Consider the following 26,298-nt stretch of genomic DNA (forward strand, 5'->3'; position numbering starts at 1 on the left):
CCACCAGAAGGGGAGCGGCCGAGGCCGCTCCCCTTTTGCATTTCAAAGCCTGTAAAGGAGGCGACATGAACGGTTCTTGCCAAGGCAACCTGACGCCCGAGGCGCGCAAGCAGGCCTCCATCGCCCGACTCGAGGCAGCCGGTATTCCCTATATCGAGCATCTGCCGATGATCGAAGCGGCCAGCGAGGTGCGCGCGCGCAGCGCCGAGGATATCGCCCGGCGCGCCATCGCCTGCCTGATCGCCATCCAGGCGGCCTGCGACCGCCAGGCCGGCCAGTACACGCCAGAGACCGCGCAGTGGTGCCAGGAACTGCTGGAGCAGTACAGCATCGACGGGCTGACGCCCAACGAAGTGCGCATCCTCGGTAACCAGGGTGACGAGCAGGACGTGGTCAACATGGTCTGGAAGTACGAGGCCTACTGGGTGCTGCTGTGGGCGCTGGGCGTGGTGGACGAACTGGACTTTCCCGACCACGCCATCGATTGCGACTTCGCCATCCAGGCGGTGGCGCAGCACCCCGACTTCGCCACGTTCATGGCCACGACCAAACTGCGCGACATCGCCAGCATCCTCGACGAAGCCGATCTGATCTACCGCTATCACTGGGCCTGCGTGGACGCGCGCCTGAAGCAGGCAGCCATGCCGGCCGGCCTCAACCCCAGCGTAGTCATGGAGCGCCACGCGGCCTTAAACTGGCTTATCGACAACGACGGCCAGGACGACTGGGACAACCCCGACGTCAGCACCTGAACCCGCCCTGGCCATCACCCTGCCGCCGCCAGCCCTGCGCTGACGGCCGCCCTCACCGGAGCCTTCCATGCCCTGGCTACAACTGCGCCTCGCCATCACGCCCGAGCAGGCGCCCACCTATGAAGATGCCCTGCTGGAAGTCGGCGCGGTGTCCGTGACCTTCATGGATGCCGAAGACCAGCCGATCTTCGAGCCCGACCTGGGCACCACGCCATTGTGGAGCCACACCCACCTGCTCGCCCTGTTCGAAGCCGATACCGACGCCGACGCCTTGATCGCCCATCTGCGCCTGCTGACCGGCGGCGACTTGCCGGAACACCATATCGAGCGCATCGAGGATCAGGACTGGGAGCGCAGCTGGATGGACGGCTTCGCACCGATGCGTTTCGGTCAGCGCCTGTGGATCGTGCCGAGCTGGCATGAAGCGCCGGAGCCGGACGCCGTCAACCTGCTGCTCGACCCGGGCCTGGCGTTCGGCACCGGTACCCACCCAACCACCTCGCTGTGCCTGCAATGGCTCGACGGGCAGGCGCTGGAAGGCTGCAGCGTGCTGGATTTCGGCTGCGGCTCGGGCATCCTGGCCATCGCCGCCCTGCTGCTCGGCGCGCCGCGCGCGGTCGGTACCGACATCGACCCACAGGCTTTGCAAGCGTCGCGCGATAACGCCGGGCGCAATGGCATCGCCGAGGAGCGTTTCCCGGTCTACCTGCCGGCCGACCTGCCCCAGGAGCAGGCGGACGTGGTGGTCGCCAACATTCTTGCCGGCCCACTGGTCAGCCTGGCCCCGCAGATCACCGGGCTGGTCAAGCGCGGCGGCCGCCTGGCCCTCTCGGGCATTCTCGCTGAACAGGCCGAAGAAGTGCGCGCCGCCTACGCCGCCCACTTCCAACTCGACCCTACCGCCACCCTGGACGGCTGGGTGCGCATCAGCGGCGTTCGCCGCTAAGCCAGTGGCCATGCCGTGACCGCATTGGCGGGCGCGGCACTTAATGCTGCTTTTGCAATCTGTTGGGTTAGACTATCGCCCCGTTTTTGCCGCCCTGCGGCCGTCGGATTCAGCATGACCGAAAGCTTCGTGACCCAATGCCCGAACTGCAGCACCAGTTTCCGCGTGAACCTGGCCCAGCTTGCCGTCGCCCAGGGTTCGGTGCGCTGCGGCGCCTGCCTGCAGGTATTCAATGCCGCACGCCAACTGCGCGAGCAGGGTCATAACATTCCGGACATGCGCAAGGCCGCCCCGGCAGCACCAGCACCAGCACCAGCACCAGCACCAGCACCAGCACCAGCACCGAGCATTGCAGCAGCCCCACCGCCGCCTGCCAAGCCAGCTGGCAAGGCCGACGACGGCACGCTGTGGATTCATGACGATCTGGATCTCGATGACCTGGACCTCGACGAAGAGCTGGCCAAACTCGAAGCCCAGGAACAGCAGCTGTCGCGGCAGTTCCTCGAACTCGACCTGCCGACCCGGCAAACGCCGCGTTTCGACGACCAGGACGATGATGAGCCCGCCGAGGACGAGCGCTGGGCCGAAGCCCTGCTGCGTGACGACCCACCCGTCAGCAAGCTGGCGCTAGAGCCGCTCGCCGAGCGCCAGGCACCCAGTATCGATTTCGGCAAACCGCCGATCAGCACCCAGCCGCCGGAACAGGTGCCACCGCTGCCCAAGACGCCCGGCCTGCGTGATGTGCTCGCGCCGACCAAGCCAGTCGTCGCAAGCCGTGACGAGGACGAGCCGCTCTTCAGCCTGAATGCGCAGCGCGATGACGAGCCCGAGCCCGATCCGGTGATTGACGCGCACCAGGAAGACGCACCCGAACCACCGCCACCGGCACCCTCGAAAGCACAGAAAACCCGCGCACGCGCCGAGCCGAACCTGCGCGGCGACGCCCTGTTCGAGCTCGAAGAGGAACCGCTGCAGCTCGACTGGCGCCCACCGCGCAAGCCCTGGGGCCGCTGGATCGGCTGGGGCCTGCTCAACCTGCTGGCCGCCACCGCGCTGGCTGGCCAATACGTGATCTATCACTACGCCGAACTGGCCCGCCAGGATCAGTACCGCCCGTGGTTCGAACAGATCTGTCCGACCCTTGGCTGCAGCCTGCCATCGAAGGTCGATATCGACCAGATCAAGAGCAGCAACCTGGTGGTACGCAGCCATCCGGAGTTCAGCGGTGCCCTGGTCGTTGACGCGATCCTCTACAATCGCGCGCCGTTCTCGCAGCCATTTCCGCTGTTGGAGATGCGTTTCGCCGATCTCAACGGCCAGCTGATCGCCAGCCGCCGCTTCAAGCCCAGCGAGTACCTGGCCGGCGAACTGGCCGGCCAGGCGGAAATGCCGCCGCAGACACCGATCCATATCGCCCTCGACATCCTCGACCCGGGCGCCCGCGCGGTGAACTACAGCCTCAACTTCCACTCGCCGGAGTAATGCTCGCCAGCCGATAGGCGGCAGCGCGCGGGCGGCCGTCTGTATCGCGGCCATCCGCCAAGCCGAGCGGGTAGCGCAGCCCAACTGTTCAGATTTTGTTCAAAACCAGCTTTATCCGGTCATTCAGAGCGGGTATGATCTCCCCCCTTTCGCACCCTCCTACTGACCTCAACAGCATGTCTCTTGAGCAGGGAAGCCCTATGTCGGCGCTAAGCATCGGCCCCTATACATTGCCCAATCGACTGATCCTGGCCCCCATGGCCGGCGTCACCGATCAGCCATTCCGGCAGCTTTGTCGTCGCCTCGGCGCCGGCATGGTGGTATCGGAGATGGTCACCAGCGATGTGCGCCTGTGGAATACCCGCAAGTCGAGCCTGCGCATGATCCACAGCGGCGATCCGGAGCCACGCTCGGTACAGATCGCCGGCGGTGACCCGCAGATGCTCGCCGAGGCAGCCCGCGCCAATGTGCAGCTGGGCGCCCAGATCATCGACATCAACATGGGTTGCCCGGCCAAGAAGGTCTGTAACAAGGCGGCCGGCTCCGCGCTGCTCAAGGATCAGCCGCTGGTCCAGGCGATTCTCGAGGCAGTGGTGGCTGCGGTCGATGTCCCGGTCACGCTGAAGATTCGCACCGGCTGGGACCGACAGAACAAGAATGGCGTCGAAGTCGCGCGGATTGCCGAGCAGTGCGGCATCGTCGCCCTGGCCGTGCATGGCCGTACCCGCGCCGACCTGTACACCGGCGAAGCCGAGTACGACACCATCGCCGCGATCAAGCAGGCCGTATCGATTCCGGTACTGGCCAATGGCGACATCGACTCACCGGAAAAGGCCGCCCAGGTGCTGGCCGCCACCGGTGCCGATGGCCTGCTGATCGGTCGGGCGGCCCAGGGCCGCCCGTGGATTTTCAGAGAAATAGAGCATTACCTGCGCACCGGAGCCCATTGCCCGGCCCCTGCGCTGGCCGAGATCGAACGCATTCTGCTCGAGCATCTCGCCGCCCTGCACGCCTTCTATGGCGATGTGATGGGCGTGCGCATCGCTCGCAAGCATGTGGGCTGGTACCTCGCGACGCTGCCCGGCGCCCGCGAATTCCGTGCCCAATTCAATCGTCTGGACAGCCAGGAGGCGCAATGTGCAAGTGTTCGCCAGTTCTTCGGTGAGCGCTACAACGACGAAAAAGAGGCTGCCGCATGACAATGTTGACCGAGACTTTTGGAAGTGGGATTGCACCCGTGAGCGACAACGCCAGTTTGAAACAGCACCTCAATACCCCGAGCGAAGAAGGCCAGACCCTGCGCGGCAGCGTCGAGAAAGCCCTGCACAACTACTTCGCTCACCTTGAGGGCGCGGACGTCACCGACGTCTACAACCTGGTACTCACCGAAGTGGAAGCCCCGCTGCTGGAGACCGTCATGAACTACGTGAAGGGCAACCAGACCAAGGCCTCGGAACTGCTGGGCCTGAACCGCGGCACCCTGCGCAAGAAACTCAAGCAGTATGATCTGCTGTAAATCACCGAAATCCTGAAGAAGGGCGGCCTTGATGAGCCGCCCTTTTTACTGATTCCCCTGCTGATGGATCCTGTAATGACCGACCAGACCACCCGCCTCCCCGTCCGCCGTGCGCTGATCAGCGTGTCCGACAAGACCGGCATCCTCGAATTCGCCCGCGAGCTCGTCGCCCTCAACGTGGAAATCCTCTCCACGGGCGGCACCTACAAGCTGCTCAAGGACAACGGCGTGGCAGCAGTGGAAGTGGCCGATTACACCGGCTTCCCGGAAATGATGGACGGCCGGGTGAAGACCCTGCACCCGAAGATCCATGGCGGCATCCTCGGTCGCCGCGCCCTCGACGGCGCGGTGATGGACGAGCACGGCATCAAGCCGATCGACCTGGTGGCAGTCAACCTGTACCCCTTCGCCGCCACCGTCGCCAAGCCGGGTTGCGACCTGGCCGACGCCATCGAGAACATCGATATCGGCGGGCCGACCATGGTGCGCTCGGCCGCCAAGAACCACAAAGACGTGGCCATCGTGGTCAATGCCGGCGACTACAAAGCAGTCATCGACTCCCTGAAAATCGGTGGCCTGTGCTATGCCCAGCGCTTCGACCTGGCCCTCAAGGCCTTCGAGCACACCGCCGCCTACGACGGCATGATCGCCAACTACCTGGGCACCATCGACCAGGGCCGCGACAGCCTGTCCACCGAAGACCGTAGCCTGTTCCCGCGCACCTTCACCACCCAGTTCATCAAGGCGCAGGACATGCGCTACGGCGAGAACCCGCACCAGCAGGCGGCGTTCTACGTCGAGCATGCCGATGAAGCCTGCGTGGCCACCGCCGTGCAGCTGCAGGGCAAGGAACTGTCGTTCAACAACGTGGCCGACACCGACGCCGCGCTGGAATGCGTGAAGAGCTTCGTCAAGCCGGCCTGCGTGATCGTCAAGCACGCCAACCCGTGCGGCGTTGCCGTGGTGCCGGAAGACGAAGGCGGCATCCGCAAGGCCTACGACCTGGCCTACGCCACCGACACCGAGTCGGCGTTCGGCGGCATCATCGCCTTCAACCGCGAGCTGGATGGCGAAACCGCCAAGGCCATCGTCGAGCGCCAGTTCGTCGAAGTGATCATCGCGCCGAAAATCAGCGCAGCGGCCCGTGAAGTGGTGGCCGCCAAGGCCAACGTGCGCCTGCTCGAGTGCGGCGAGTGGCCAGCTACCCGTGCGCCGGGCTGGGACTACAAGCGCGTCAACGGCGGCCTGCTGGTGCAGAGCCGCGATATCGGCATGATCAGCGCCGACGACCTGAAGATCGTCACCCAGCGCGCGCCGAGCGAGCAGGAAGTCCATGACCTGATCTTCGCCTGGAAAGTGGCCAAGTTCGTCAAATCCAACGCCATCGTGTACGCCAAGAACCGCCAGACCGTCGGCGTCGGCGCCGGCCAGATGAGCCGCGTCAACTCCGCGCGCATCGCCGGCATCAAGGCCGAGCACGCCGGCCTGCCGGTACCGGGCGCAGTAATGGCCTCGGACGCCTTCTTCCCGTTCCGCGACGGCATCGACAATGCCGCCAAGGCCGGCATCACCGCGGTGATCCAGCCGGGTGGCTCGATGCGCGACAACGAAGTGATCGCCGCCGCCGACGAAGCAGGTATTGCCATGGTGTTCACCGGCATGCGCCATTTCAGACACTAAAATCGGCCGCACTCGGTCAGGCATCTGCGGCGTTGCAGCTAGCTCCGATAATGCTCATTGCCACCAGGCAACTCCGCTTATCGAAGCCAGCAGCGCCTTGCATCTACCCGCCCGATCGCGACCTCGGAATTTGTAGGGTGGATAACGCTTCGCTTATCCACCACGCGGGCTCAAAGCCCGCCTCCATTGGGAGAGAGACATGAACGTATTGATCATCGGCAGCGGCGGTCGTGAGCACGCCCTGGCCTGGAAAGTGGCGCAGGACAAGCGCATCGCCAAGGTGTTCGTCGCCCCCGGCAACGCCGGCACCGCCACCGAGGCCAAGTGCGAGAACGTGGCCATCGACGTACTGGATATCCAGGCGCTGGCCGACTTCGCCGAAAAGAACGTGCAGCTGACCATCGTCGGCCCGGAAGCGCCGCTGGTCAAAGGTGTGGTCGACCTGTTCCGCTCCCGCGACCTGGACATCTTCGGCCCCACCGCCGCCGCCGCCCAGCTGGAAGGCTCCAAGGCCTTCACCAAGGATTTCCTGGCCCGCCAGAACATCCCGACGGCCGACTACCAGAACTTCACCGAGGTCGAGCCGGCCCTGGCCTACCTGCGCGAGAAAGGCGCACCGATCGTCATCAAGGCCGACGGCCTGGCGGCGGGCAAGGGCGTGATCGTCGCCATGACCCTGCAGGAAGCCGAGGACGCGGTGCGCGACATGCTCTCCGGCAACGCCTTCGGTGACGCCGGCGCGCGCGTGGTGATCGAGGAATTCCTCGATGGCGAGGAAGCCAGCTTCATCGTCATGGTCGACGGCCAGAACGTGCTGCCGATGGCCACCAGCCAGGACCACAAGCGCGTTGGCGATGCCGACAGCGGCCCGAACACTGGCGGCATGGGCGCCTACTCGCCGGCACCGGTGGTCACCGCCGCAGTGCACAAGCGGGTGATGGACGAAGTGATCTACCCGACCGTGCGCGGCATGGCGGCTGAAGGCAACGTCTACACCGGTTTCCTGTATGCCGGGCTGATGATCGACAAGGCCGGTGCGCCAAAGGTCATCGAGTTCAACTGCCGCTTTGGCGACCCGGAAACCCAGCCGATCATGGTGCGCCTGGAAAGCTCCCTGGTGCTGCTGGTCGAGGCTGCACTGGCCAAGGCCCTGGACAAGGTCGAAGCGACCTGGGACCCGCGACCGACCGTGGGCGTGGTGCTGGCGGCCGGTGGCTACCCGGGCGACTACGCCAAGGGCGATGTCATCGAGGGCCTGGATGACGCCGCTCAGCTCGAAGGCAAGGTGTTCCATGCCGGTACCGCCCTGCAGGACGGTCAGGTGGTGACCGCTGGCGGCCGCGTGCTGTGCGCCACCGCCATTGGCGCCAGCGTGGCGGACGCCCAGCAGCAGGCCTACCGCCTGGCCGAGAAGATTCGCTGGAACGGCATGTTCCACCGCAACGACATCGGCTACCGGGCAATCGCCCGCGAGCGCGGCGACAACTGATGCGACACGATGGGCGGCATCGCGCGATGCCGCCCATCGGCAATACCACAGGCAGCCGCTGAAGCGGACGGCCTGGCTGTCAGGATAGGGTTTCAGTGTCATAGTCTGTGCCACCTCGGCTGGCTATAATTCAGCCGTATAACCTAAAAGGGATTGCCACGTGCGACGGCTCAGGATCGCCATAGGTCTACTCGTCAGCCTGCTGCTGGCCGGCGTCTGCCTGTCGAGCACGGCGGCGCAGCGCGCGGTCACGCCCTATGCCACCGGCTGGTCGGTATTCGTCGACGACAGTGCCCAGCTGAACCTGGACGACGTGCGCAGCCGGCGCAATCAGTTCCTGCCCCTCGATGACCTCGCTTTCACCTACCCGCCCAGTGAAAAAGCCGTGTGGCTGCGTTTCGACGTGCCCGAGCACCAGGCCCCCTACTGGCTGTGGCTGTTCGCCCCACGGGTACAGTTTCTCGATTACTACCTGCTCAACGGCGCGCTGATCGAGCAGACCGTGCACAGCGGCGAGTCGATGCCGATGAGCTCGCGGCCGCTGCCCTCGCGGGCTTACCTGATGTCGCTGCCCAACGACGGGCAGGCCCGGGAAGTCTATGTGCGGATGACCTCCAACCACCCGCTGATGGCCTGGTTCAAGGTCATCGACGAGGCCGAGCTGGTCAGCCTGGAAAAACCGGCCTACCTGTTTGGCGCCCTGCTCGGCGCGTTGCTGCTGGTGGTGGTCTACAACCTGATCCGCTTCGCCTACATCCGCTCGGCCTGCAGCCTGTGGCTCGCCGGGCTGCATGCCGGGCTGGCGGTGTGCGCAGCCGCCAACCTGGGGCTACTGGCGGCCTGGGTGCCGCGATTGGGTTACAACCAGTCGCTGATCGCCGACACCAGCGCGCTGATCGCGGCGTTCTGCCTGTCAGCGTTCGTGCTCGGCTTCTTCCGCAACACGCCGATGCAGCGCAGCAAGCTCAATCTCGTCCTGCAGGGGCACGCCCTGGTAACGCTGCTGCTGGGCCTGACCATCCTGATCACCGGGCTGCTCTGGTACAGCGCAGTGGTCTACCTGCTGGTGTTCCTGGGCACCCTGGCGGTCCTGCTGGTCAGCGGCGTGCACTGGCACAACGGCTACCAGTCGGCGCGCCTGCTGGTCGTCGCCATGGTGGTGTTCAACGTCGGCTTCGGCCTGTTCATCCCGATCCTGTTCGGCTTCGACCAGCTCGACCCGGGCTGGCTGGTCATCGGCGTGTTCACCATCGCCACGCTGAGCGGCGTGGTGCTCAGCGCCGCCCTCGCCGAGCACCAGCGCCAGCTGCAGCGCGCCGCGTCGCGAGCGCGCACCGCGCTGGTCGCCAGTGACGCCGAGCTCAGGGCCAAGGCCGAATTTCTGGCCAAGATCAGCCATGAGATCCGCACGCCCATGAACGGCGTGCTGGGCATGACCGAGCTGCTGCTCGGCACGCCACTGTCGGCCAAGCAGCGCGATTACGTGCAGACCATTCACAGCTCCGGTAACGAGCTGCTCAACCTGATCAACGAGATTCTCGACATTTCCAAGCTGGAGTCGGGGCAGATCGAGCTGGACGACGTGCAGTTCGACCTCAACGCCCTGACCGAGGACTGCCTGGACATCTTCCGCGCCAAGGCCGAGCTGCAGAAGATCGAGCTGATCAGCTTCATCCAGCCCCAGGTGCCGCGCATCGCCAGTGGCGATCCGACGCGCCTGCGACAGATCCTCCTCAGCCTGCTCGACAACGCCTTCAAGCAGACCAGCGAAGGCGAGATCCTGCTGGTGGTCGCCCTCGATACCAGCGGCGAGCAGCCGCGCCTGCGCTTCGCCGTGCAGGACAGCGGCCACCCGCTCAATGCCAGCGAGCGCGATGCGCTGCTCAACACCGAGCTGCAGAGCCGCGACTTCCTCTCGGCCACCCGCCTGGGCAGCCGCCTGGGGCTGATCATCGCCCGCCAGTTGATTCTGCTGATGGGCGGCGAGTTCGGTATCCAGAGCGGCGGCACCCAGGGCTCCACCCTGTGGCTGACCCTGCCCCTGGATGACGCCCGCCTGCAGCAGCCGAGCACCGATATCGACGGCACCCTGCAGGGCACCCGCCTGCTGGTGGTGGACGACAACGACACCTGCCGCAAGGTGCTGCTGCAGCAGTGCAATGCCTGGGGCATGAACGTCAGCAGCGTGCCGTCGGGCAAGGAGGCGCTGGCGCTGCTGCGCACCCGTGCGCACATGCGCGAATACTTCGACGTGGTGCTGCTCGACCAGGACATGCCGGGCATGAGCGGCATGCAGCTGGCCGCCAAGATCAAGGAAGACCCGAGCCTCAACAACGACATCCTGATCATCATGCTCACCGGCATCAGCCATGCACCGAGCAAGATCATCGCGCGCAACGCCGGCATCAAGCGCATTCTCGCCAAGCCGGTGGCCGGCTACACCCTCAAGGCCACCCTGGCCGACGAGCTCGCCCAGCGCCAGCGCGGCCCGGATGCCCCCGCCCTGGCCAGCCCGGCAACCCTGGAGGTGCCCGAGGACTTCCGCATTCTGGTGGCCGAGGACAACAGCATCTCCACCAAGGTGATCCGCGGCATGCTCGGCAAGCTCAACCTCAAGCCGGACACGGCGAGCAATGGCGAGGAAGCCCTGAATGCCATGAAGACCCAGCGCTATGACCTGGTGCTGATGGATTGCGAAATGCCGGTGATGGACGGCTTTTCCGCCACCGAGCAGCTGCGCGCCTGGGAGATCGCCGAGCGCCGCCCGCGTACGCCGGTGGTCGCGCTGACCGCGCACATCCTCAGCGAGCACAAGGAGCGCGCCCGCCAGGCCGGCATGGACGGCCACATGGCCAAGCCGGTGGAGCTCTCGCAGCTGCGCGACCTGATCGAATACTGGGTGGGCGAGCGCCAGCCCCAGGCCCGGGACGATACCGTCGTTTCCTGATGCGGCTGCTAGAATTTTCCACGCCGCCCAGGCACCGCCTACCCTGCCGATAGAGCGCCCATGGATATCAAGCAGCTCAAGTTTCTGATCGCCCTCGACGAGACCCGCCATTTCGGCCAGGCGGCGACCCGCTGCCACGTCACCCAGCCGACCCTGTCGATGCGCCTGCGCAACCTGGAGAACGAACTGGGCCTGGAACTGGTGCGCCGCGGCCAACGCTTCGAGGGCTTCACCGCCGAAGGCGAGCGGGTACTGGCCTGGGCGCGCAGTCTGATGGCCGCCCACGACGGCCTGTACGCCGAGGCCGCCGCCTGCCGCGGCCAGCTGGTCGGCACCCTGCGCCTGGGCGTGGTGCCGTTGTCCGGCTTCGACCCGATGGCACTGGTACGGCTGTTCGCCGAGCAGCATCCGGGGCTGCGCTTTCAGCTGTTCGCCCTGAGCAGCGACCAGATTCTCGAGCGCCTGGGCAGCAACCAGCTCGACCTGGGCCTATCGTATCTGGATCGCCTCGACCGCGAGCACTTCGACAGCCTGGAGCTGGCCGCCACGCGCATGGGGCTGCTGTACGACCGCCGGCATTTCCAGTTCAGCGAAACCACCCTGCGCTGGGAAAGCCTGATCGACCTGCCCCTGGGCCTGCTGTCGGCTGGCATGCACTTTCGCCAGTCGATCGACCACAGCTTCCGCTCCCGGGGGCTGACGCCGCTGCCCAAGCTGGAAACCGATGCCGTTCACCAGTTGCTGCAGGCGGTCAGCGCCGGCCTGTGCTGCTCGATCATGCCGCTGCAGAACGGCCTGGCCGAGTTCACCAACGAGCTGATCCTCACCCCCATCGAGGACGCCCATACCCTGGCGCCGCTGGGCCTGATCATGCGCCGCGGCGCACCTCGCTCGCCGCTCGCCGAAGCCTGCTTCGGCGAGGCGCGCACGCTGATCAACGCCTGACCGCTACCTCGCGCTCGGCCGCCGACGTGCCGGTTTCGCCGCGATCCGCCCGGCCGCCCAGGTACCAGCCCAGCAGCCCCCAGAGCGCCGCACAGAGGGCGCCGACCAGCGCGATCAACGCCACGCCATAGCCGAGCATGTCGATCAGGCTCTTGGCCCAGCCGCTGAGCGCATCGCCGCCGCGGTAGACCACGGTGTCGATGAAGTTCTTGGCCTTGTACTTGCTCTCGGCATCCAGCGGCGCGAAGAGCATTTCCCGGCCCGGCCGCACGAAGGCGTACTCACCGATACGCCGCACGATCATCAAGCCAGCCAGCACCACGAAGGTCGGCGCCAGGGCCAGGGCGAGAAAGCCCACGCACATCAGCATCGGCACCGCGGCCAGCAGGCTGCGTACGCCGAGGCGCTGGGCAACGCGACCGGTGATGAACAGCTGGGCCAGCAGCGCACCGGCCTGGACCACGAAATCGATCAGTCCGAACACCCGCACCTGGGCATCGCGATCAGGGAAGCGTTCAGCGACCAGCCGCGCCTGCTCGAAGTACAGAAAGGTGGTGACCGTGGCGAGCAGGATCACGAAGGCACAGATGCCCAGCAGATAGGACGATTTGAATACCCGCGTCATGCCGCTGAACGGATTGCCCGCCACCGGGCGCCGAGGGCTCTCCGTCAGGCTGGCTCCCGGCCGCCCGGCACCGGCCCGTTCGCGCCAGCCCATCAGGTAATGCTTGAGCACCAGGGCCGCGGCCAGCAGCAGCGCAGCCAATAGCACCAGGCCGCTGGCGCCGATGCTGCCGACCAGCAACGCACTCAGCGCCGGGCCGAGCAGACCGCCAACGCTGGCGCCCGCGGCGATAAAGGCGAACAGCCGCTTGGCCTGGGGCGAGTCGAACACGTCGGCCATCAGGCTCCAGGCCACCGAGACCACGAACAGGTTGTAGACCGAGATCCACACGTAGAACGTCCGCGCCAGCCACAGGCTGTCGGCCATCAGGCTGAACGCCACGGCGAAACCCAGCAGGTTGACGCAGAAGAAGCCGTACACCCAGTCGATGAAGCGGATGCGCGGCACCCGCGAGTTGAGCCAGGCGAACAGTGGCACCGCCAAGAGCATCACCACGAAGGTCGCGGTGAACAGCCACTGCAGGTTTTCCACCCCGGCCTGGATGCCCATCGACTCGCGGATCGGTCGCAGCATGAAGTAGCCGCAGAACAGGCAGAAGAACAGCGCAAAGCCGGCCAGGGCGGCGGTCAACTCGGCGGGCTGCGCATTGATGGCGCGGGCCAGGCGCTGGGGCATGCAAGCATTCATGGTTGAAGATCCGGGCGGCGAAGCCTTGCAGTATGGCCCACGTAGCCAGGGCCGCCCGTCGACAGGCCCTCAGCCGCCGGCCAGCCAGGCGCGAATCTCGCCGTAAGGGTAGTCTTCCAGGACGGCGAAACCGTTGATCTGCCGGGCCTTGAGGCGGGTGAACAGCGGCACGCTGATGCCGCACAGAAAGCGCGCCAGGCATTCGTTGCTGGGCAACTCAGCGCCGCGGGCACTCTGGTATTTGCTGATGAATGCGCCGCACAGCGCCTCGCGATCCAGGCTGGCCAGGGGCTTCAGCACGGGCGGCTCGGGCAGCTGGGCGACCTGACCACGGCACACCGAACAATGCCCGCAGTGCTGCGGCGCTTGTTCATCGCCAAAGTAGACGGCCAGCCGATGGCTCAGGCAGTGCTCACTGGCGAACAGCGCGAGCATGGCCTGGATACGACGGATCTCGCTGCTCTCCTGGGCGAGGAAATAGGCGTGCAGCTCGGCGGCCAGCGCCTGAATATCGAAATCCGGCTGCAGCACGGCATAGACGTCGGTCATCTGCTTGCTTTCCAGCTCGATCCAGCCGCGCTCCTGCAGGTAATCCAGGGCCTTGACCACCCGGGCGCGCGGCGCCTGATGGCCGTTGTACAGGGCGTCGAAATCCACCGTGCACCAGGTACGCGCCCGCGTGGACGCGCTGACGATGGCCTCGATGAACTGCCGCCGCTCGCCTTCGAACTTGCCCAGCAACGCCTCGGGCTCGAGCAGGTACTTGAAGCGGTACTCGGCGAAATAGGCGTAGCGCGGCGCGATGATGCCGCGCAGCTCCAGCTGCACCAGCAGCGTCTTGAGCGGCAACTGGCGGATATTGCTGTGATCGCTCAGCGCATTGATGGTCATTTCCCACTGCCCGCCACTGCTGTTGCCACGAATCTCTTCGAGCACGCGCACGATGCCGTCGTGCTCCGGCGTATCGCCGTACACGAAGTTCTCCAGCACGTTGAGGCTGTCGCGGTTGGCCAGCACCAGGCAGTCGGAGGCTTCGCCATCACGGCCAGCACGGCCGATTTCCTGGCTGTAGTTTTCCACCGACTTGGGCAGGTCGAAATGCACCACGTTGCGGATGTCGCGCTTGTCGATGCCCATGCCGAAGGCGATGGTGGCGACGATGCAGCCCAACTCGCCAGCCATGAAGCGCCGCTGGATCGCCTCGCGAATCTCGTGGCCCATGCCGGCATGGTAAGCGCTGACCGACAAGCCTCGCTGGCTGAGCTGCTCGGCCACCTGCTCGGCAGTCTTCTGCTGGGTAACGTAGACGATGCTCGGCTCGCCCTGCTTGGCGCCCAGCCACTGCTCGAGGCGGCGCTGCTTGTCGCGCCCCGCCACGGGCTCGACCAGCAGGTTCAGGTTGGGCCGGTAGAAGCCGGTGGTGACTACATCCTCGGCGGCGATGGCGAATTTCTTCTGCATGTCCTTGATCACCGGCGGCGTTGCCGTGGCGGTGAGCAGCAGCACCTGGGCAATACCGAACTGGCGCTGATAGTCCGGCAGCTTCAGGTAATCCGGGCGGAAGTTGTGGCCCCACTCGGAAATGCAGTGGGCTTCGTCGACCACCAGCAGGGAAATCGGCACGTCACTGATGAAGTTGCGAAAGCGCTCGTTCTTCAGGCGCTCGACCGAAATCATCAGGATCTTCAGCTCACCGGACTTGGCCTTGGCCATGGTCTCGCTGACCTGCTCACGGCTCTGCGCCGAATCGATGCTGGCCGCACTGATGCCATGGCGGTGCAGAAAGGCCAGTTGGTCCTGCATCAGCGCCAATAGCGGCGAGACCACCACCGTCAGGTGCGGCAGGTGCAGGGCCGGCAACTGGTAGCACAGGGATTTGCCCGAGCCGGTGGGAAAGATCGCCGCCGCCGAGCGGCCAGCGAGCACGGCGCTGATCACCGCTTCCTGGCCGGGGCGCAGTTGGTCGAAACCGAAGACACGTTTGAGGGTGGACATGAGCTGTCACTCCATTGACCGCTGAATGGCCAATAACCGTAACCTGTGTGGCAAGCGTTTCACAGCGCACAGCCGCCTGGGGGCCGCGAGAAGTGTTGCACCATAAATGACAAAGCCGCCCGAAGGCGGCCTTGTCGAACGTGGCGCGAGCTTACAGCTGCGGGCCGGCGCTCTTGATGGCATCGCTGACGTCGAACTTGGTGAAGTTGTCGATGAACAGCTTGGCCAGGCCCTTGGCGGCCTCGTCGTAGGCAGCCTTGTCAGCCCAGGTGTTGCGCGGGTTGAGCAGGTTGGTCTCGACGCCCGGAACGGCTTTCGGCACGTTCAGGTTGATGATCGGCAGGTGCTCGGTTTCGGTACCGATCAACGCGCCGCTCTGGATCGCGGCGATCACACCACGGGTGGTGGGGATGTTGAAACGCTTGCCGACGCCGTAGCCGCCGCCAGTCCAGCCGGTGTTGACCAGGTAGACCTTGGAGCCGAAGGCCTGGATGCGCTTGATCAGCAGCTCGGCGTAAACGCCAGCCGGACGCGGGAAGAACGGTGCGCCGAAGCAGGTGGAGAAGGTCGACTTGATGCCGCTGCCCGAACCCATTTCGGTGGAACCGACCAGGGCGGTGTAACCGGACAGGAAGTGGTAAGCCGCTTGCTCTTCGTTGAGGATCGACACCGGTGGCAGCACGCCAGTCAGGTCGCAGGTCAGGAAGATCACCGCGTTCGGCTCGCCGCCGAGGTTCTTCTCGCTGCGTTTCTCGACGAATTCCAGCGGGTAGGCGGCGCGGCTGTTCTGGGTCAGGCTGTCGTCGGTGTAATCCGGCTTGCGCTGCTCGTCGAGCACCACGTTTTCCAGCACGGTGCCGAACTTGATGGCTTTCCAGATCACCGGCTCGTTCTTCTCGGACAGGTCGATGCACTTGGCATAGCAACCGCCTTCGATGTTGAACACCACGCCAGTGCCCCAGCCGTGCTCGTCGTCACCGATCAGGTAACGGCTTTCATCGGCGGACAGGGTGGTCTTGCCGGTGCCGGACAGGCCGAAGAACAGGGTCACGTCGCCTTCTTCGCCGATGTTGGCAGCGCAGTGCATCGGCAGCACGTCGGCGGCCGGCAGCAGGAAGTTCTGCACGCTGAACATGGCTTTCTTCATTTCACCGGCGTAACGCATGCCGGCGATCAGCACCTTCTTCTGTGCGAAGTTGATGATCACGCAGCCATCGGAGTTGGTGCCGTCACGCTCGGGCACGCACTCGAAGTTGGCAACATTGAGAACTTGCCACTCCTGCTTGCCGGACGGGTTGTACTGGGTCGGCTCGATGAACAGCTGACGGCCGAAGAGGTTCTGCCAGGCAGTGGCAGTGGTCATCTTGACGGGCAGGTAGTGAGCTTCGGCGGAGCCTACATGAACGTGGGAAACGAAGCTGTCCTGGGCATCGGAGAACGCCTGGACGCGATCCCACAGGGCATCGAACTTGTCGGCTGGAAACTTGCGGTTGATCGGGCCCCAGCCGATATCGGCCGAGGTGCTCGGCTCGTCGACGATGAAGCGGTCGACCGGAGAACGCCCGGTACGGTGGCCGGTGCGTACAACCAGAGCACCAGTGGACGCCAGTTCGCCTTCACCGCGACGAAGGGCTTCTTCGACCAGTTGGGCAGTGCTGATGTCGGTGTACACAGCGTTGTTGGCTTGCGTCATGTAAGTCCCCGTCGGCCGAGTGGCCGAGTCTTCCAAACGTTTTGTAGCCCTGCGCGGAGCAGGGCTACAGCTAAAAAAGTGCGCGGATTATGCCAGAAAAGCGGGCTACGGGTGCAGCCCCCAATCAGAACAGCCTGCGCGTTGCTGGCAGCCCTCAGTGACGGGTGTCGGAGGGCTGCTGACTGCCTCCGCCCGCGAACAGCTGAGCGATGTCGGCGGCGTCGAAGCCGTAGCGTTCGTTGCAGAATTGGCAGTCGATTTCCACGCGGCCGTCATGCTCGCTGACCAGCAGCTCGGCATCGGCCCGCCCTAAACTGACCAGCGCTTTGGCCGAGCGTTCACGCGAGCAGCTACAACGGAAGCGAATGCCACGCGGCTCGAACAGGCGAACCGTCTCCTCGTGGTACAGGCGATGCAGCACGGTTTCGTTGTCCAGGCCCAGCAACTCCTCGTTCTGCAAGGTGTTGGCCAGGGTCACCAGGTGCTCCCAGCTGGCCGCGCGCTCTTCATCATCGGGCAGGCGATCGGCCGGCAGTTGCTGGAGCAGGAAGCCGCGGGCGCGCAGGCCGTCGGCGCACAGCCAGAAGCGCGTGGCCAGCTGTTCGGAGGTAGCGAAGTAGTTGCTCAGGCAATCGGCCAGGGTGTCGCCGTCCAGCGACACGATGCCTTGATAGCGCTGCCCCTGGGTGGGGTCGACGGTCATCGCCAGCACGCCTTCGGGCATCAACTGCGGCAATCCGTCGCCCTCGGCGATACGCTCGGCCTGGTAACGGGCGATGCCACGCACGTCGCCTTCGCTGGAGCATTCCACCATCAGCAGCGGTACCGGGCCCTCGGAGCGCACCTGCAGCACCAGCAGGCCGTCGAACTTCAGGGTGCCGACCAGCAGGGAAGCGGCGGCCAGCAGCTCACCGAGCAGTTGCGCCACCGGGCGTGGGTAGTCGTGCTTGGCCAGCACCTGTTGATAGCTGCCGGACAGCCCGACCAGTTCACCGCGCACATCGGTGTCATCGAAAATAAAGCGTTGGGTGAAGTCGGACATAACGGGTCGCCTGCTGATGGATGCAAGACAGGCCAGGGGCGCGCCCACTGGACTGGGGGCCGGCAATTTTAGGCGCAAACGCGACGCCGACCAAGCCGCACGCGAAGAACGGCAGGCGTACAGCAGCTGAACCCGGGCTGAACGAAGCCGCGATAGCGCCCAGCGAGGCAGCACAGCTGCCTAGAATCGGCGGTTTTCTTCGAGCCGCCGTCATGTATCTCGCTCTCAATACCCAATGGCGCCCACGCGCCCTTTTGCTCAGCCACCTGCTTATCGGCCTGCTGTTCGCCAGCTGGCTGTGGCCGGTCACTCGCGTGTACTGGAATCAGTTCGACGTCTGGCTGTTCCATCTGCTCAACGACCCCGTGCATGCCGCCGGCCTGTGGGCGCATATCTGGGCCATCGGCAGCATGCGCCCGGTGGATGCCGGCGTCGGCGTGGTGATGCTGGCGATCCTGCTGCGCGCCGGGCTGATCTTCCCGGCCAACCAGGTGCGCACCGGGCTGTATGCGTTTCTGGTCGCGCTGACCGTCATGCTGCTGATGCGTGTGGGCTTTTCCGACCTGGTCGAGTACATGGGCTGGCAACATGCGAGCCCATCGCTGCAGATTGCAGGCAGCGCGCGGCTGACCGAGATGTTCCCGGCCTGGGAAGAACGTTGGGACCTCAAGGACAGCGCCAGCCGCAGCTTCCCGGGCGACCACGCCTCGGTGCTGATGATCTGGGCGATGTTCTGCAGCTTCTTCGTCAGCGGCTGGCGCCGCCTACTGGTATGGGGCGTGGCGATGCTCGGCATGCTGCCGCGCCTGGTCGCCGGCGCCCACTGGGGTGCGGACGCCTTTGTCGGCGGCGTACTGCTCAGTGTGCTGGGCATCGCCTGGAGCTGCTACACCCCGCTGGCCTACCGCGCCAGCGCTGCCATCGAGCGCGCCACGGCGCCCTTGATGCGCCCCCTGGCGCGGCTGCCGGTGATCGGCGCCTTCGCGGTGGTCAACGGGCGCTGACGGCCACCGCCTGCCTGCATGGCGGGCAGCCCTACTCCACCCAGTCCCCGGAGCCGCCGCGCAGGTAGAACAGCTGCCGGCGCTGCTTCTTGCTCGGCCGACCGTCGGTCTGCACCCCCAGGGCACCAGCCTTGCGCTGCTCGGCAGCCTTTTCCCGGCGCACGATGCTCTCGCCGGTTTCGGCATACAGCGTCTGCGCCTCGGGTGCGCCGCGGCGCACCACCGACAGCGCCTGCACCACCACGGTTCGCTCCTCGAAACCGGTGCGAATCACGTACTCGTCACCGACCTTGGGCTCCTTGCCCGGCTTGCAGCGCTCGCCACGGCAATGCACCTTGCCGCCTTCGATCGCCGCCTTGGCCAACGCCCGGGTTTTGTAGAAGCGCGCGGCCCACAGCCACTTGTCTAACCTTACCTTGTCATCGGCATCCTGCTTTGCCACCCTTACCTCGCTAACCTCACAATTCATTGTCACTCCAGCCTGTGCGCATTGTCCGATGCATGCAAGCTTGAGCAATCCTCATTCTGGAGCAGCGGTGACCCACTTTCCCAGCGATCTTATCCACCCTGAAAAATGTCAGGGCTGCCAGGGCAGCACGGAGCTGGATTTCGCCTTCCATTTCGCCTTCCAGCCGATCATCGACGTGCGCAGCCGCCAGGTGTTCGCCCACGAGGCGCTGGTACGTGGCCCGGCAGGCGAAGGTGCGCTTTCGGTGCTTGAGCGCATCACCGACGACAACCGCTACCGCTTCGACCAGCGCTGCCGCACCCAGGCGATTGCCGAAGCCAAGCAGCTGGGCATGGCCAGCTACCTGTCGATCAACTTCCTGCCCAATGCCGTGTATCGCCCCGAGCTGTGCATCCGCAGCACCCTGGAAGCGGCGCGCCAGCACGATTTTCCGCTCGACCGGCTGATCTTCGAGACCCTGGAAAGCGACCACATGGCCGACAGCAAACACCTGACCAACATCCTGCGCCAATACCAGGAGTTCGGCTTCAAGACCGCCATCGACGACTTCGGCGCCGGCCACTCGGGCCTCACCCTGCTGGCCGACTTTCAGCCTGACCTGATCAAGCTGGACATGGCACTGATTCGCGATGTCGACAAGGACAAGGCGCGCCAGGCCATCGCGCGCGGCATCCTGTCTATCTGTAACGATCTGGGTGTAACGGTGATCGCCGAAGGGATCGAAACGCCGGGCGAGCGGGACTTCCTCGCCTCCATCGGCATCGACCTGATGCAGGGTTACCTGTTCGCCAAGCCGCAATTCCGAGGTTTGCCGGAGATCGCCGACGCGGCGTGGACGCCTGCAGCGACCACGCATTGACGAACGTGCAGCGCGGCGGATTTTCAGTACCATGCGCGGCAGATGCGCGACCTAAGTAGATACGGACAGCTTTCTTGAAGACATTCGACCACCTCAACGTGATCGGCCTGCGCGAGTGGGTGAACCTGCCCGAACTCGGCATCGTCGGCCTGCGCGCCAAGATCGATACCGGCGCCAGCACTTCGAGCCTGCACGCCAGTGACATCCAGCCGTTCGAGCGCGACGGCGAGCGCTGGGTGCGCTTTACCGCCTATATCGGCACCCAGGTGCAGCGCCGCCATCGCTGCGAAGCGCGCCTGGTTGCCCTGAAGATCATCAAGAGCTCCAATGGCCAGGCCCAGAGTCGCTACGTGATCCGCACCAGCCTGATGCTGGGCGACTTGCAGTGGCCGGTGGAATTCACCCTGGCCAGCCGCAAGGCCATGCGCTATCGCATGCTGCTCGGCTCCAAAGCGCTGATCGACGGCCACCTGGTGGTCAACCCGGCGCTCACCTACGTACAAGACAAACCCGTACTTCCCGACCCGACCGGTGCCCAATGAAAATCGCTGTGCTGTCGCGCAATCCGCGCCTGTATTCCACGCGTCGCCTGGTCGAGGCCGGGCAACAGCGCGGCCATGAAATGGTGGTGATCGACACCCTGCGCGCCTACATGAACATCGCCAGCCACAAGCCGCAGATCCATTACCGCGGCAAGCCGCTGGAAGGCTTCGACGCGGTGATCCCGCGCATCGGCGCCTCGGTGACCTTCTATGGCTGCGCGGTGCTGCGCCAGTTCGAGATGATGGGCGTGGTGCCGCTCAACGAGTCGGTGGCCATCGCCCGCTCGCGGGACAAGCTGCGCTCGCTGCAGCTGCTGTCGCGGCGCGGCGTCGGCCTGCCGGTGACCGGTTTCGCCCACTCGCCGGACGACATTCCCGACCTGATCCACATGGTCAACGGCGCGCCGCTGGTGATCAAGGTGCTCGAAGGCACCCAGGGCATCGGCGTGGTGCTGTGTGAAACCGAAAAGGCCGCCGAGTCGGTGATCGAGGCCTTCATGGGCCTCAAGCAGAACATCATGGTGCAGGAATACATCAAGGAAGCCGGCGGCGCCGACATCCGCTGCTTCGTGGTCGGCGACAAGGTCATCGCGGCGATGAAGCGCCAGGCCAAGCCGGGCGAATTCCGCTCCAACCTGCACCGCGGCGGCACCGCCAGCCTGATCAAGATCACCCCGGAAGAACGCATGACCGCCATTCGTGCCGCCAAGGTCATGGGCCTGTCGGTGGCCGGTGTCGACATCCTGCGTTCCAACCATGGGCCGCTGGTGATGGAAGTGAACTCCTCGCCGGGCCTGGAAGGCATCGAAGTGACCACCGGCAAGGACGTCGCCGGGATGATCATCCAGTTCCTGGAAAAGAACGGCGGCCCCAACCTGACCCGTACCAAGGGCAAAGGATGAGTGCGCCATTTGCAGGCCGCCTGGCCCTGATCGCCCCCGCCTCGGCGATTGCCGATGACGTGTTCGACGCGACCTTGGCGCAGCTCGAGGTGCAGGGCATCGACTACCACCTGGGCCGCAACGTGCGGGCTCGCCATCGTTACCTGGCCGGTACGCCGGCGCAGCGTCTGGATGACCTGCACGAAGCCTTCAGCCTGCCGGATATCGATGCCGTCTGGTGCCTGCGCGGCGGCTATGGCTGCGCACAATTGTTGCCCGGCATCGACTGGGCACTGCTGCGCAACGCCAGCCCGCGCCCGCTAATCGGCTACTCGGACCTGTCGATCCTGCTCGATGCCTTCGCCCGCCATGAGCTGCCCGGCATCCACGGCCCGGTCGCCACCGCCCTTGGCCTGCAGGCGTTGGCCGCACCGGCCGGGCAGCGTGAACGGCTGGCGTCGATGCGCTCGCTGTGGGATCTGCTGCAGGGCAGCAGCCATTCATTGCCGGTACGCCACCTCAGCGGCCCGCAGTCCACCATCGAGGGGCCGCTGGTTGGCGGCAACCTCACGGCGCTGGCCAGCGGCTGCGGCACGGTCGCCGGTATGCAGTTGCCGGATAACGCAATTCTGATCCTCGAAGACGTCGGCGAGCCTTACTACCGCCTGGAGCGCAGCTTCTGGCAACTGTTGGAAAGCTTCGCCGAACGCCGCCCGGCGGCGGTGTGCCTGGGCAGCTTCACCGACTGCCCGCGGCGCGGCGTGCAGCACAGCATCGAGGAGATCATCGGCGAGTACCTGGCGCCGTTCGATATCCCGCTGTACGGCGAACTGCCCAGCGGCCACGGCGACGCCAACTTCGCCTGGCCTTATGGCCGCAATGCCACGCTCGAGGGCAGCACGCTGAGCTGGTGACGCCTCAGGAACGAACCAGGCTTGGCCGGGCCATGCGCTGCAGAAAATCCGCCGCGAGCATCGGCTTGCCGAGCAGGTAGCCCTGGCCAACCTCACAGCCCAGTTTTTTCAGGTGCTCGAGCTGCTCTGGCGTCTCGATGCCTTCGGCCACGCATTCCAGGCCCAGATTGCGGGCGATCATCAGGATGGTTTCCACCAGCAGGACGTTACTGCCGTTGCCGCCGGCGCCCAGGTCCTGGGTGAAGCTGCGGTCGATCTTCAGGCGATCCAGCGGCAGCCGCTTGAGGTAGGTCAGGGAGGAATAACCGGTACCGAAATCGTCGATCGAGAAGCGCACGCCGAGGGCCTTGAGCGCCCGCATGTTGGCGATGCACTGCTCGACGTCCTCGAGTAGCACGCCCTCGGTGAGCTCCAGTTCCAGCGCCGTGGCCGGCACGCCGTAGCGCTCCAGGCAGCCGCGCACCCGCTCGACGCATTCGCGGCTGCGCAGCTCCCGTGGGCTGAGGTTCACCGCCAGCACCACGCTGGGGTAGTGCGGCAACCAGCCCTGCAGCGTGGCGCAGGCGCGCTCCAGCACCCAGCTGCCGATGTCCTGGATCAACCCGGTTTCCTCGGCCAGCGGGATGAACTGGCCCGGCAGGATTTCGCCCTTCTCCGGGTGCGCCCAGCGCACCAGCACCTCGGCACCGATCAGTTGGCCGTCGCCCAGTTGCAGCTGTGGCTGGAACACCAAGTACAGCTGGTCGCGGGCAATGGCCTGGCGCAGCTCGCCCTGCAACTGCAGGCGCTGATCGATGGCCGCCTGCATCTCCGGCGCAAAGAAGTGCAGGGCGTTGCGCCCGCCCTGCTTGGCGCGGTACATGGCGGTATCCGCCTGTTTGAGCACGTCGGCGGCGTTCTGCTCGCCGAGCGGATGCAGGGCGATGCCGATGCTGGCACTCATTGCCAGCTCATGGCCGTCGATCAGGCAGGGCTGCTCCAGGCTCTTGAGCAAGCGCTCGCCAACCATCGCCGCCTGCTCGCCCGCCAGCTGGGCATTGGCGTCCAGCCCCTCGAGCAGCACCACGAACTCGTCGCCGCCCATGCGTGCCAGGGTGTCTTCGTTGCGCAGCTGCGCTTCCAGGCGCGCGGTCACTTCGCGCAGCAGGCTGTCGCCGACCAGATGGCCAAGGCTGTCATTGACCGTCTTGAAATGGTCGAGGTCGATGAACAGCAGCGCGCCCAGGCTGCCCTGGCGAATCTCGCGATCCATGGCGTGCTGCAGGCGGTCGAGCATCAGCCGGCGATTGGGCAGGCCGGTCAGCTCGTCGCTGTAGGCCAGGCGCTCGATCTCACGCTGGTAGCGCTGGCGCTCGGAAATGTCCGTCACGCTGCAGCGGATCAATATCGGCTCGCCCGGCAGGCGCACCAGGCGCACCTCGCAGGGGAACTGCCGGCCAGTGCTGTCGCGGTGCAGCCACTCGAACACCGGCACCTCGCCCGCCAGGGCCGCCTTGAGGTAATGCCTGGCGGCCTCGGACGACGGCCTGCCATCGGCTTGCCGCTCCGGACTCAGCTCGAAGGGCCGGCGGTTGAGCAACTCCTCGCGGCGATAGCCGAACAGGCGCAGGGCATTGGCGTTGAAGTCGACCATGCCGCCCGCGTCGCTGTAGAGCATGATCGCCTCCGGCGCATGTTCGACGACGGTACGGTAGCGGGCCTCTGCCTCGAAGCGCGCACTGATGTCCTCGACCAGCACCAGGAACATGCTGACCCTGCCGTCGTTGCGCCGCACCGCGCGCAGGTTGAGCCGTGTCGGTACTCGGCTGCCATCGGCGCGCAAGAAGTTGCGGTCGCGCTCGAAACCCTCGCGGCTGCCGGCCAGCACCTCGTCGAGCAGCGGTTGCTCGGCTTCGAGGTCGTCCGCACAACTGATGCCCGCCCAACTGGATTCCAGCAACTGCTCGCGGCTCAGGCCGAGGATGCTGCACAGTTTGAGGTTGACCTCCGACCAGCCGAAGGTCGGGGTGATCAGCGCCATGCCGATCAGCGGTGCCTCGAAGAACAGCCGCAGGCGGTCGTCGCGCTCGCGCAGTTGCTGCTCGGTGCGGCGCCTGGCGGTGATGTCCTGGGCGGCGCCATAGATGCGCACCAGCTCACCACCGTCGCGCTCGGCAACCCCGAGCAAGCGCACCCAGCGCGGGCGGCCCCTGGCGGTGGTGCCGCGCACCTCGATATCGAACTGATCCTCGCCCTTGTACATGTTCTGCAAGGTGCGGCCGATCAGCTCGCGGCCGGCGGCATCGAACTGGCACAAGGATTCCTCAAAGGACGGCGCGCCGCTTTTCGGATCCAGTTCGTAGATGGCGAAGCAGCCGGCGCTCCAGTACATGCTCATGTCGCGCATGTCCAGCGACCAGCCGCCCAGGTCGGCGATGTTTTCCGTCTGGGTGAACAGGTGGCTCTGCTGCTGCAGGGTTTCGCTCTGGCGCAGCATGTCCTGGGCCAGCTGCTCGCGGGCGCTGACGTCCTGCTGCATGACGATGAAGTGGCTGACACCCTGTTCGTCGCGCATCGGCGCCAGGATCACCTCGCCCCAGAAGGCTTCACCATCCTGGCGCTGCAGGCGCAGTACGGCATTGCCGGGTACTTCACGGCGGATGGCGGTTTCCAGGGCATGCAGGCCTTCGTGACGTTTCTCGCCACGCAGCAGCTCGAGCAGGCTCAACCCCAGCGTGGCGTTGGCTTCACGCCCGCTGATCTGCTCGAAGGCCGGGTTGCAGTAGACCAGCGGCAGCTGCGCCTGGCGCGCATCGGCGATCAGCACCCCCAGCGGGCTGGCATCCAGCGCCGAATGCGCCAGGGTCAGCTGGCGCTGCACCGCTGCGCTGTGCACCAGGGCCAGGCGCAGATCGGTGAGGCTGCGGCCGATCAGCAGTGCCGCAAAGATGAACAGCAGGATGCCGACATGCAGTTCCAGGCGCTGCGGCTCGACCCAGCTGAAGGCACCGCGGGTATCAAGCCACGGCAGCACCAGAACCGCCAGAACGCTGATTGTCGCCCCGTACAGCGCCCCGGAAAATCCCCACACCAGCGCCAGGCCCAGCATGATCAGGCCGACGGCCGGCAACTTCAACGCCGTGGGCAACAGTTCCAGCAGTATCGGCAGGCACACCAGCACCGGCAGCAGGACATAGGGCCGCGGCACCTTACGCAACGCATCAGGCACCCGCAGCAGCGGCGCTGCCAGCCCCTCGACCGGCATCAGCCAGCCACGCCGACGCAGCCAGGGGCTGAAGTAGGTCAGCAGTGCACTGGAGATCAACAGCGCCGTCAGGCTGTCGACCAGCCAGAGCGTCAACGCCAGTTGCGGCACCTGCCGCACCGGCAACTCGCCGAGCAGCAGCCGGTTTGCGATCAGCAGCACAACGGCCAGTGCCGCCGGCAGCAGCACGCCCAGCAAAGCGAAGCGCAGCACGTGGCTGATGTCCGGCAGCGCCACGTCGAACGGGCGCCAGCGCAGCAGCAGGTAACAGCTGGCAACACCCAGGGTTTCCGGGAGGCCATGCAGGGGCGCCAGGCGCCAGTCCAGCCCCCACAGCGGCGTGGAGAGCACCGCGTTGGCGTAGAGCGCCAACAGCACCCGTGGCCCCCACCAGAGCACCAGAACCAGCGCCAGGGCGAACGGCAGATAGAAAATGCCCAGCCCGCCTTCGAACTGAGTGATCAGCGACAGCTGGGTGGCCAGATGGAAGGCCGGCAGCGGCAGCCACCATGTCCATGATGGCAGGCGTTCAGCAGTGCGGGGCATACGAACCTCATAGCGCTATGCCAGCACAGCATGAACCAGC

The 26,298-nt window shown here is 65.6% G+C and carries 20 protein-coding genes; 14 read left to right on the plus strand and 6 right to left on the minus strand.

Going from position 1 to position 26,298, the window contains the following annotated elements; genetic code table 11:
- Positions 1-65: 65 nt before the first annotated feature.
- From QYS36_RS03445 to QYS36_RS03485, 9 genes are all read left to right on the plus strand, one after another.
- Entirely contained in the window at positions 66-752 is a 687-nt protein-coding gene (locus tag QYS36_RS03445) for a DUF4272 domain-containing protein (protein WP_308838168.1), read from the plus strand.
- A 67-nt stretch (positions 753-819) separates the two neighbouring features.
- On the plus strand, positions 820-1,698 hold the full coding sequence (gene prmA, locus QYS36_RS03450; protein ID WP_308838169.1) for a 50S ribosomal protein L11 methyltransferase: 879 nt from the start codon (positions 820-822) through the stop codon (positions 1,696-1,698).
- Positions 1,699-1,812: 114 nt separating this feature from the next.
- On the plus strand, positions 1,813-3,180 hold the full coding sequence (locus QYS36_RS03455) for a DUF3426 domain-containing protein (protein WP_308838170.1): 1,368 nt from the start codon (positions 1,813-1,815) through the stop codon (positions 3,178-3,180).
- Between the two features lie 200 nt (positions 3,181-3,380).
- The gene (gene dusB / locus QYS36_RS03460; protein WP_308838171.1) at positions 3,381-4,379 is read left to right on the plus strand and encodes a tRNA dihydrouridine synthase DusB; all 999 of its coding nucleotides are present in this window, start codon (positions 3,381-3,383) and stop codon (positions 4,377-4,379) included.
- Complete coding sequence (gene fis, locus QYS36_RS03465) at positions 4,376-4,696, plus strand: DNA-binding transcriptional regulator Fis (RefSeq protein ID WP_308838172.1); 321 nt, start codon at positions 4,376-4,378, stop codon at positions 4,694-4,696. The genes dusB and fis overlap by 4 nt, the downstream gene beginning before the upstream one ends.
- Positions 4,697-4,771: 75 nt before the next feature.
- Entirely contained in the window at positions 4,772-6,376 is a 1,605-nt protein-coding gene (purH, locus tag QYS36_RS03470; RefSeq protein ID WP_308838173.1) for a bifunctional phosphoribosylaminoimidazolecarboxamide formyltransferase/IMP cyclohydrolase, read from the plus strand.
- A gap of 199 nt (positions 6,377-6,575) precedes the next feature.
- Positions 6,576-7,865, plus strand: coding sequence for a phosphoribosylamine--glycine ligase (gene purD, locus QYS36_RS03475; RefSeq protein ID WP_308838174.1), 1,290 nt, complete (start codon positions 6,576-6,578; stop codon positions 7,863-7,865).
- Positions 7,866-8,025: 160 nt separating this feature from the next.
- Positions 8,026-10,812 (plus strand): response regulator, encoded by a 2,787-nt coding sequence (locus QYS36_RS03480; protein WP_308838175.1) that lies wholly within the window; start codon positions 8,026-8,028, stop codon positions 10,810-10,812.
- Between the two features lie 60 nt (positions 10,813-10,872).
- The gene (locus QYS36_RS03485; protein ID WP_308838176.1) at positions 10,873-11,757 is read left to right on the plus strand and encodes a LysR family transcriptional regulator; all 885 of its coding nucleotides are present in this window, start codon (positions 10,873-10,875) and stop codon (positions 11,755-11,757) included.
- Here the strand turns inward: QYS36_RS03485 and QYS36_RS03490 are convergent.
- The 4 genes from QYS36_RS03490 to hslO all read right to left on the minus strand — a co-directional run bounded on the left by QYS36_RS03490 (position 11,747) and on the right by hslO (position 17,799).
- Positions 11,747-13,057 carry an NTP/NDP exchange transporter gene (locus QYS36_RS03490; RefSeq protein WP_374990416.1) on the minus strand — a complete coding sequence of 437 codons (1,311 nt, stop codon included), beginning with the start codon at positions 13,055-13,057 and terminating at the stop codon, positions 11,747-11,749. The two genes, QYS36_RS03485 and QYS36_RS03490, sit on opposite strands and share 11 nt — an antisense overlap.
- Positions 13,058-13,138: 81 nt before the next feature.
- Positions 13,139-15,064, minus strand: coding sequence for an ATP-dependent DNA helicase RecQ (locus tag QYS36_RS03495; protein ID WP_308838178.1), 1,926 nt, complete (start codon positions 15,062-15,064; stop codon positions 13,139-13,141).
- A 151-nt stretch (positions 15,065-15,215) separates the two neighbouring features.
- A complete protein-coding gene (locus tag QYS36_RS03500; protein ID WP_308838179.1) occupies positions 15,216-16,757 on the minus strand; it encodes a phosphoenolpyruvate carboxykinase in 1,542 nt (513 codons plus the stop codon).
- 154 nt (positions 16,758-16,911) lie between these two features.
- On the minus strand, positions 16,912-17,799 hold the full coding sequence (hslO, locus tag QYS36_RS03505; protein WP_308838180.1) for an Hsp33 family molecular chaperone HslO: 888 nt from the start codon (positions 17,797-17,799) through the stop codon (positions 16,912-16,914).
- Between the two features lie 212 nt (positions 17,800-18,011).
- Here hslO and QYS36_RS03510 point away from each other — a divergent pair, with 212 nt between their 5' ends.
- On the plus strand, positions 18,012-18,803 hold the full coding sequence (locus QYS36_RS03510; RefSeq protein ID WP_308838181.1) for a phosphatase PAP2 family protein: 792 nt from the start codon (positions 18,012-18,014) through the stop codon (positions 18,801-18,803).
- Positions 18,804-18,834: 31 nt separating this feature from the next.
- On the opposite strand, the gene QYS36_RS03515 is transcribed toward QYS36_RS03510, so the two are convergent.
- Entirely contained in the window at positions 18,835-19,272 is a 438-nt protein-coding gene (locus tag QYS36_RS03515; protein ID WP_374990414.1) for an RNA-binding S4 domain-containing protein, read from the minus strand.
- Positions 19,273-19,339: 67 nt separating this feature from the next.
- On the opposite strand from QYS36_RS03515, the gene QYS36_RS03520 reads away from it, so the two are divergent.
- From QYS36_RS03520 to QYS36_RS03535, 4 genes are all read left to right on the plus strand, one after another.
- Positions 19,340-20,131: an EAL domain-containing protein gene (locus QYS36_RS03520; RefSeq protein WP_308838182.1), complete on the plus strand. Its 792-nt coding sequence runs from the start codon at positions 19,340-19,342 to the stop codon at positions 20,129-20,131.
- Positions 20,132-20,238: 107 nt separating this feature from the next.
- On the plus strand, positions 20,239-20,673 hold the full coding sequence (locus QYS36_RS03525) for an ATP-dependent zinc protease (RefSeq protein WP_308838202.1): 435 nt from the start codon (positions 20,239-20,241) through the stop codon (positions 20,671-20,673).
- Entirely contained in the window at positions 20,670-21,575 is a 906-nt protein-coding gene (gene rimK, locus QYS36_RS03530) for a 30S ribosomal protein S6--L-glutamate ligase (RefSeq protein WP_073267393.1), read from the plus strand. The genes QYS36_RS03525 and rimK overlap by 4 nt, the downstream gene beginning before the upstream one ends.
- On the plus strand, positions 21,572-22,468 hold the full coding sequence (locus QYS36_RS03535; RefSeq protein WP_308838183.1) for an LD-carboxypeptidase: 897 nt from the start codon (positions 21,572-21,574) through the stop codon (positions 22,466-22,468). The genes rimK and QYS36_RS03535 overlap by 4 nt, the downstream gene beginning before the upstream one ends.
- Before the next feature lie 4 nt (positions 22,469-22,472).
- On the opposite strand, the gene QYS36_RS03540 is transcribed toward QYS36_RS03535, so the two are convergent.
- Positions 22,473-26,258: an EAL domain-containing protein gene (locus tag QYS36_RS03540; protein ID WP_308838184.1), complete on the minus strand. Its 3,786-nt coding sequence runs from the start codon at positions 26,256-26,258 to the stop codon at positions 22,473-22,475.
- Positions 26,259-26,298: the final 40 nt, after the last annotated feature.

Origin of the sequence: Pseudomonas sp. G34, from assembly GCF_031119625.1 — a bacterium.
Taxonomy (GTDB): domain Bacteria; phylum Pseudomonadota; class Gammaproteobacteria; order Pseudomonadales; family Pseudomonadaceae; genus Aquipseudomonas.